This is a genomic window from Streptomyces altiplanensis, from assembly GCF_053591575.1.
In genome coordinates this window covers 1-7838 of sequence record NZ_JBSFUB010000173.1, presented here as the reverse complement: position 1 = coordinate 7838, position 7838 = coordinate 1, and the positions used below count along the sequence as shown (strand labels likewise).

The 7838-nt window shown below is 71.4% G+C and carries 7 protein-coding genes and 1 riboswitch; of the genes, 4 read left to right on the top strand and 3 right to left on the bottom strand.

What is annotated here, in order from left to right:
• Window positions 1-89 precede the first annotated feature (89 nt).
• Window positions 90-1301 carry an ornithine--oxo-acid transaminase gene (rocD, locus tag ACWD0Y_RS35465; protein WP_450264381.1) on the bottom strand — a complete coding sequence of 404 codons (1212 nt, stop codon included), beginning with the start codon at window positions 1299-1301 and terminating at the stop codon, window positions 90-92.
• A 119-nt stretch (window positions 1302-1420) separates the two neighbouring features.
• Window positions 1421-1512, top strand: a riboswitch (ZMP/ZTP riboswitch).
• 41 nt (window positions 1513-1553) lie between these two features.
• Between rocD and ACWD0Y_RS35460 the strand changes: the two genes are divergently transcribed.
• Complete coding sequence (locus ACWD0Y_RS35460; RefSeq protein ID WP_450264380.1) at window positions 1554-2825, top strand: serine hydroxymethyltransferase; 1272 nt, start codon at window positions 1554-1556, stop codon at window positions 2823-2825.
• Window positions 2826-3007: 182 nt separating this feature from the next.
• Here the strand turns inward: ACWD0Y_RS35460 and ACWD0Y_RS35455 are convergent, their stop codons facing one another.
• Window positions 3008-3625 (bottom strand): RNA polymerase sigma factor, encoded by a 618-nt coding sequence (locus ACWD0Y_RS35455; RefSeq protein ID WP_450264379.1) that lies wholly within the window; start codon window positions 3623-3625, stop codon window positions 3008-3010.
• Window positions 3626-3679: 54 nt separating this feature from the next.
• On the opposite strand from ACWD0Y_RS35455, the gene trpS reads away from it, so the two are divergent.
• The 3 genes from trpS (at window position 3680) to ACWD0Y_RS35440 (ending at window position 6486) form a co-directional block, all read left to right on the top strand.
• Window positions 3680-4693, top strand: a complete 1014-nt coding sequence (trpS, locus tag ACWD0Y_RS35450) for a tryptophan--tRNA ligase (RefSeq protein ID WP_450264378.1) — start codon at window positions 3680-3682, stop codon at window positions 4691-4693.
• Window positions 4694-4844: 151 nt separating this feature from the next.
• Window positions 4845-5438: a 2'-5' RNA ligase family protein gene (locus tag ACWD0Y_RS35445; RefSeq protein ID WP_450264377.1), complete on the top strand. Its 594-nt coding sequence runs from the start codon at window positions 4845-4847 to the stop codon at window positions 5436-5438.
• 97 nt (window positions 5439-5535) lie between these two features.
• A complete protein-coding gene (locus ACWD0Y_RS35440; protein WP_450264376.1) occupies window positions 5536-6486 on the top strand; it encodes a YihY/virulence factor BrkB family protein in 951 nt (316 codons plus the stop codon).
• Here ACWD0Y_RS35440 and ACWD0Y_RS35435 read toward each other — a convergent pair.
• Window positions 6434-7693, bottom strand: coding sequence for a D-alanyl-D-alanine carboxypeptidase family protein (locus ACWD0Y_RS35435; protein ID WP_450264375.1), 1260 nt, complete (start codon window positions 7691-7693; stop codon window positions 6434-6436). The genes ACWD0Y_RS35440 and ACWD0Y_RS35435 overlap by 53 nt on opposite strands.
• Window positions 7694-7838: the final 145 nt, after the last annotated feature.

Here is a 7838-nt window from a genome sequence, read left to right as displayed (position 1 = left end):
CCTCGTGCGCCTCGCGGTCGTGGATGACGAGCGCCTTGCCGCGCCGCTTGGCGATCTCGATGTGGGCGCGGAAGCGGGCACGGACCCGCCTACCCCCGGCCCTCCAGCACCGCGCCGAGCTGGTCGAGGCCCCAGTCCAGGTCCTCCTTGCTGATCACCAGCGGCGGGGCGATCCGGATCGTCGAACCGTGGGTGTCCTTGACCAGGACGCCCCGGTCCATCAGCTTCTCGGAGATCTGCCGGCCGGTGCCGAGCGACGGGGCGATGTCGATGCCCGCCCACAGCCCGCGGCCGCGCACCGCCTCCACCGCGCCGCCGCCCACCAGCAGCCCCAGCTTCTGGTGGAGGTGGTCGCCGAGCTCGGTGGCGCGCTCCTGGAACTCACCGGTGCGCAGCATCGCGACGACCTCCAGCGCCACCGCGCAGGCCAGCGGGTTCCCGCCGAACGTCGAACCGTGCTCGCCCGGCCGGTAGACGCCCAGCACCTCGGCCGACGACACGACCGCGGACACCGGCACGACACCGCCGCCCAGCGCCTTGCCCAGGACGTACATGTCCGGGACCACGCCCTCGTGCTCACAGGCGAAGGTCTTGCCCGTACGCCCGAGGCCCGACTGGATCTCGTCCGCGATGAAGAGCACGTTCCGCTCGCGGGTCAGCTCCCGTACGCCCGCCAGGTAGCCGGCCGGCGGCACCAGGACCCCCGCCTCGCCCTGGATGGGTTCGAGCAGCACGGCCACGGTGTTGTCGGTCACCGCGGCGTCGAGCGCCGTCAGGTCGCCGTACGGGACGATCTCGAAGCCCGGCGTGTAGGGGCCGAAGTCCGCGCGGGCCTCGTGGTCCGTCGAGAAGCTGACGACGGTCGTCGTGCGGCCGTGGAAGTTGTTGGCCGCGACGACGATCTTCGCCGTGCCGTCCATCACGCCCTTCACCTTGTAGCCCCACTTGCGGGCCGTCTTCACGGCGGTCTCCACCGCCTCGGCCCCGGTGTTCATCGGCAGCACCATGTCCATGCCGCACAGCTCGGCGAGTCGCGCGCAGAACTCGGCGAACCGGTCGTGGTGGAAGGCCCGCGAGGTCAGCGTCACTCTGTCCAGCTGCGCCTTGGCGGCGTCGATGAGCCGGCGGTTGCCGTGGCCGAAGTTGAGCGCGGAGTACCCGGCGAGCATGTCGAGGTAGCGGCGCCCCTCGACATCGGTCATCCAGGCACCCTCCGCCGAGGTGACGACGACGGGGAGAGGATGGTAGTTGTGCGCGCTGTGCGCCTCCGCAGAGGTGATGGCGGCTTGGGTGGTCGGCACGGGGTCTCCGATCGTCGAGACAAATCCATCCGGCGAGGGGCGGGAACGACGCCCCTTTCTATCGTCGCTCGTATGCCGGACGAAGAAACCATGCGTGGCGGCGAGGCCGCTAGGGTGGCGGTACGCACGGCGACTGGCGTACGCGGAACGGACCGCGGGGAAGCCGCGCGGGGAACCCCAGCACGAGGTGCCGCCCGCCTGGGCACCCCGGGATCACGACCGGACACCCACCCGCTCGCCCCGGAGGACGCCATGACTCTCCCGCTCAGCCACCCCGCCCTGTCCGCCACGGACCCCGAGATCGCCGCACTGGTCGGCGCCGAGGAACAGCTCCAGGCCAAAACCCTGCGCCTGATCCCCAGCGAGAACTACGTCTCGCAGGCCGTGCTCGAAGCCTCCGGCACCGTCCTGCAGAACAAGTACAGCGAGGGCTACGCGGGCCGGCGCTACTACGAGGGCCAGCAGAACATCGACCAGGTCGAGCTGCTCGCCACCACCCGCGCCAAGGCCCTGTTCGGCGTCGAGCACGCCAACGTCCAGCCCTACTCCGGCTCGCCCGCCAACCTCGCCGTCTACCTCGCCTTCGCCGAGCCCGGCGACACCGTGATGGGCATGGCCCTGCCGATGGGCGGCCACCTCACCCACGGCTGGGGCGTCTCGGCCACCGGCAAGTGGTTCCGCGGCGTCCAGTACGGCGTACGCCCCGACACCGGCCTCGTCGACTTCGACGAGGTGCGCGAACTCGCCCTCAAGGAGCGCCCGAAGCTGATCTTCTGCGGTGGCACCGCCCTTCCCCGCACCATCGACTTCGCGGCCTTCGCGGAGATCGCCCGCGAGTCCGGCGCCGTACTCGTCGCGGACATCGCGCACATCGCCGGACTGATCGCGGGCGGTGCCCACCCGTCCCCGGTCCCGCACGCCGACGTGATCTCCACGACCACCCACAAGACCCTGCGCGGCCCGCGCGGCGCGATGCTGATGTCCCGTGAGGAGCACGCCAGGGCCATCGACAAGGCGGTCTTCCCCGGCCTCCAGGGCGGCCCGCACAACCAGACCACCGCGGCCGTCGCCGTCGCCCTCCACGAGGCGGCCCAGCCCTCCTTCCGCGACTACGCGCACGCGGTCGTCGCCAACGCCGGGGCGCTCGCCGAGGCGCTGCTCGCGCGCGGCTTCGACCTGGTCTCGGGCGGCACCGACAACCACCTGATCCTGATGGACCTCACCCCCAAGGACGTGCCGGGCAAGGTGGCGGCGAAGGCGCTCGACCGGGCCGGGATCGTCGTCAACTACAACACCGTCCCGTACGACCCCAGGAAGCCGTTCGACCCCTCCGGCGTCCGCATCGGCACCCCCTCCCTCACCTCGCGCGGTCTCGGTACGGAGCACATGCCGGCCGTCGCCGGCTGGATCGACCGGGGCGTCACCGCCGCCCGCACCGGTGACGAGGAGGCGCTCACGGCGATCCGCGCGGAGGTGGCCGACCTCATGGACGCCTTCCCGGCGCCGGGCCTCCCCACGGACTGACGTCCTTCACCCGTCGGTGGGTTGACGACGCGGCCCCGCCGGAGCCGGGGCCTCGCGGCTCCGGCGGGTCCCGCGGGCTCCCCTTCAGCCGCCCCAGCCCGCGCAACTCCTCCCGCGACTCCTCCTGCCGCTCCTGCCACTGCTCCTTCCGGGGCCCGTCCGGTAGCCCGTCCGAGTGCTTCTCACCCCTGCCCATCACCCCCTTCCCGCCCTTCCCGCTGCCCCGGCAGGATCCGCCCCAGCTTCCGCAGCCCCCGGTTCAGCCGGGACTTCACCGTGCCCCGCGGCCATCCCAGCGCCTCCGCCGTCTCCGCCTCGCCTCTCTCCAGCAGGTAGCGGTACGTGACGACCCGGCGCTGATCCTCGTTCAGCCCACCCAGCGCCGCCAGCAGCAGCGCCCGCCGCTCCTCCGCCAGCACCGCCGCCGGGTCGGCCGACTCCGGCATCACCGGCCCGGGGCCGAGCAGCGCCGCCTCCCGCCCCGTCGCGGCCCGCAGCCGCCCTGCGGAGCGAAATGTGTTTTTCGTCTCATTCGCGACAATACGGAGCAACCAGGGCCGGAAGGCCGGGCCCTCCCTGAAGCGTCCCAGCGACTGGTACGCCTTGAAGAAGGCCGCCTGCACCACGTCTTCCGCGTCCGCACCGGCTCCGAGGGCCACCGCCGCCCTGAGCGCGATTCCCGTGTGGGCGCGCACCAGTTCCGCGTACGCCTCGGGCTCCCCGGACCGTACGCGCGCGATCGCCGCAGCATCGTCGATGCCGATGCGGCCCCCCTCCGGGGTCCCCTCCCGCGTCCTCACTCTCTTGATGCACCGGAGAACCGAGTGGGGTTCCACACCTGAGAGAATGAGTCCATGGCCTCTGATCGTCCTCGCGTGCTCTCCGGCATCCAGCCCACCGCAGGCTCGTTCCACCTCGGCAACTACCTTGGCGCCGTGCGCCAGTGGGTCGCCCTGCAGGAATCGCACGACGCCTTCTACATGGTCGTCGACCTGCATGCGATCACCGTTCCGCAGGACCCCGTCGAACTGCGCGCCAACACCCGTCTCGCCGCCGCCCAGCTGCTGGCCGCCGGCCTCGATCCGGACCGCTGCACGCTCTTCGTCCAGAGCCACGTGCCCGAGCACGCCCAGCTCGGCTGGGTCATGAACTGCCTCACCGGATTCGGCGAGGCCTCCCGCATGACGCAGTTCAAGGACAAGTCCGCCAAGCAGGGCGCCGACCGCGCCACCGTCGGCCTCTTCACGTACCCGGTCCTCCAGGTCGCGGACATCCTGCTCTACCAGGCCAACGAGGTCCCCGTCGGTGAGGACCAGCGCCAGCACGTCGAGCTGACCCGCGACCTCGCCGAGCGCTTCAACGGCCGCTTCGGCGACACGTTCACCGTCCCGGCGCCGTACATCCTCAAGGAGACGGCGAAGATCTTCGATCTCCAGGACCCGGCGATCAAGATGAGCAAGTCGGCGTCGACGCCGAAGGGTCTGATCAACCTGCTCGACGAGCCCAAGGCGACCGCCAAGAAGATCAAGAGCGCGGTCACGGACACGGACACCGTGATCCGGTACGACGCCGTGGAGAAGCCGGGCGTCAGCAACCTCCTCTCGATCTACTCCACGCTCACCGGTGAGTCCGTCGCCGACCTGGAGAAGAAGTACGAGGGCAAGATGTACGGCGCGCTCAAGACGGACCTCGCCGAGGTGGTGGTGGAGTTCGTCACGCCGTTCCGGACCCGCACCCAGGAATATCTGGGGGACCCGGAGACGCTGGACTCGATCCTGGCCAAGGGCGCCGAGAAGGCCCGTACGGTCGCCGCGGAGACCCTCGCCCAGACCTACGAGAAGCTCGGTCTGCTGCCCGCCAAGCACTGAGCGCGAGCGACTGGTCCGGACCGGGACCAAGGTCCGGACCAGTGCCCCGACCAAGGGCTCTGGCCACAAGGGCGGCGCTCCCGCCACACTGCACACAGGCACACCGCACCACCGCCACAGGACGTACAGGACGACGACGGAGGAGAACGACGTGGGGACCGTAACGCTCGGCGTTTCGATCGCGGTCCCGGAGCCGTACGGCAGCCTGCTCCAGGAGCGGCGCGCGAGCTTCGGGGACCCTGCCGCACACGGCATCCCCACACACGTCACCCTCCTCCCGCCCACCGAGGTCGACGCGGAGCTGCTGCCCGCCGTCGACGCCCACCTCGCGCAGGTCGCGTCGTCCGGGCGCGCCTTCCCGATGCGCCTGTCGGGCACGGGCACGTTCCGCCCGCTCTCCCCGGTCGTCTTCGTGCAGGTCGTCGAGGGCGCGGCGGCCTGCTCCTGGCTCCAGAAGCGGGTCAGGGACGCGTCGGGTCCGCTCGTGCGCGAGCTCCAGTTCCCGTACCACCCGCACGTCACGGTCGCCCACGGCATCTCCGAAGAGGGCATGGACCGGGCGTACGAGGAGCTTTCCGCGTACGAGGCGCAGTGGGCCTGCGCCGGTTTCGCGCTGTACGAGCAGGGCGCGGACGGCGTGTGGCGCAAGCTCCGCGAGTACATGTTCGGGGGCCGTGCCGCGAGCGTGGTGCCGGCCCAGAACTCACCCGTGGACCAGCCCGCGGCGCCTTCGCTGAGGTCCTGACCCGGGGAGAGGCCCACGGCCGGACCGTACGGCCGCGACGCGGGACACGAGCGGGTGAAAGCGCGCTGTTTCCCGCCGCGGAGGGTAGACGCACGTCATGGACTGGCTGAAGAACCTGCCCGTCGTCGGCCCGTTCGTGACGCGGCTGGCGGTCACCCACGCATGGCGTACGTACGAGACGCTCGACCGCGTCCACTGGACCCGGCTGGCCGCCGCGATCACCTTCATCAGCTTCCTCGCGCTCTTCCCGCTGATCACCGTCACCGCCTCGATCGGCGCGGCCCTGCTCTCCGACGAGCAGCTGCACCGCATGGAGAGCAAGCTCGCCGAGCAGGTGCCCGGCATCTCCGGACAGCTCGACCTCGCCTCCCTCGTGCAGAACGCGGGCACCATCGGCCTCGTCGCCGGCGCCCTGCTGCTCTTCACCGGCATCGGATGGGTCGGCTCGCTGAGGGAGTGCCTCCGGGCCGTGTGGGACCTGGACGACACGGACGAGGGCAACCCCGTCGTGCGCAAGCTCATGGACGGCGTGGTGCTGTGCGGCCTCGGAGCGATCGGGCTCGCGTCCTGGGCGGCCTCCTCGGCCGGTTCGACGGCGGTCGACTGGACCGCCGAGCGGTCCGGCCTCTCCGAGAGCGGCGCGGGCGGCGTGCTGCTGCAGATCCTCGCCCTCGCCCTCGCGGCCGGCGCGGACTTCCTGATCCTGCTGTACGTCCTGACCCTGCTGCCGGGGGTGCACCCGGTCAGGCACCGGCTGATCACGGCGTCACTCATCGGCGCGGTCGGCTTCGAGCTGCTCAAGCTGCTGCTGGGCAGCTACATGAAGGACGTCGCCGCGAAGAGCATGTACGGGGCGTTCGGCGTCCCCGTCGCGCTGCTGCTGTGGATCAACCTCACGGCGAAGCTGCTGCTGTGCTGCGCCGCCTGGACGGCGACGCGGCACGACAGCGAACGGGCGGAGGAGGAGGGGACCGGCTCCGGCGCCGGTGCGCCGGCTAGCGGCGCGGGCGGCGACGCGACAGGGCAGGCAGTGGCCAGCGCCGGTTGACCAGGAACACCCCGGCGGCCAGCGCCACCAGCGCACCGCCCGTGATCGCGAGCGCGGCACCGATGCCACTGGCGCCGCCGTCGGTCGCCGCGAGCCGGGTCGTCGTGTCCTGCGCGGCGCCGGCGGTTTCCCCGCCGTCCCCCCTGCCCTTGGCGGGCGGCGCCCCCCGGCCGGTCCTGGCGGACTTCGGCGGCACCAGTTCGCCCACCGGGGCGGCCTTCCCCGACGCCGCGAAGCCCCAGTCGAGGAGACGGGCGGCCTCCTTGTAGACGGCGTGGCCCTCGCTCGCGGACGGGTTCATGACGGTGACGAGCAGCACCTTGTCACCGCGTTGCGCGACACCGGTGAACGTCGCTCCCGCGTGCGTGGTGTTGCCGTTCTTGACGCCCGCGATGCCCTTGTACGGGGTGACCCCCAGGTCGCCGGTCAGCAGGCGGTTGGTGTTCTGGATCTCGAAGCTCTCGCGCTTCTTCCCCTTCTTCTTCTCGCCGGGGAACGTGGCGCTCACCGTCGAGCAGTACTCGCGGAAGTCCTTCTTCTGCATGCCGCTGCGGGCGATGAGCGTCAGGTCGTACGCGCTGCTGACCTGGTTCTTCGCGTCGTAACCGTCGGGTGAGACGACGGTGGTGTCCAGCGCCTGGAGCTCGTCCGCGTGCTTCTGCATGTCCACGACGGTCTTGTCCCACCCCCCGTTCATCTCCGACAGGACGTGCACGGCGTCGTTGCCGGAGCGCAGGAACACCCCGAGCCACAGGTCGTGGACGGAGTACGTGTGGTCCTCCTTGATGCCGACGAGGCTGCTGCCCTCACCGACGTCCGCCAGCTCCTCGTCCGTCACCTTGTGCACCTGCGACTTGGGCAGCCGGGGCAGGACCGTGTCCGCGAAGAGCATCTTCATGGTGGACGCGGGGGGCAGCCGCCAGTGGGCGTTGTGCGAGGCGAGCACGTCGCCCGATTCGGCGTCGGCGACGATCCACGACCGGCCGCTCAGCTCCTTCGGGAGGACGGGTGCGTCCGGGCCGAGCTCCACCTGCGTACCGGGCTGCCCGAGCCGCGCGCCGCCGACCGTCGACATCAGGGCGGGAGGCTTCGGCTGCCTGGCGCCGGGCTTGTCGTCCGCGGTCGCCGCGTGCGCGGGCAGGGCGGTGAGTGCGGGCAGCAGCGCGGCGGAGAGAACCGTCAGAGCGGTCTTTTTAACGGCAGGCACGATCGAGAACGTACAGGGCGCCGATGTGGAGGTGGACATGGCGGGGACCACCCGTCGCGGGGGGGGGCCCGGGGGGGGGCCCCGCCGGGACGGCTCGGAAGACCGGCCGGGCGGGCACCCCACCCCCCCCGCGGCGGGCGAACGC

Coding starts and splice junctions, on each gene's coding strand:
- ACWD0Y_RS35460 (WP_450264380.1), top strand. CDS start 1,554: ATGACTCTCCCGCTCAGCCACCCCGCCCTGTCCGCCACGGACCCCGAG.
- trpS (WP_450264378.1), top strand. CDS start 3,680: ATGGCCTCTGATCGTCCTCGCGTGCTCTCCGGCATCCAGCCCACCGCA.
- ACWD0Y_RS35440 (WP_450264376.1), top strand. CDS start 5,536: ATGGACTGGCTGAAGAACCTGCCCGTCGTCGGCCCGTTCGTGACGCGG.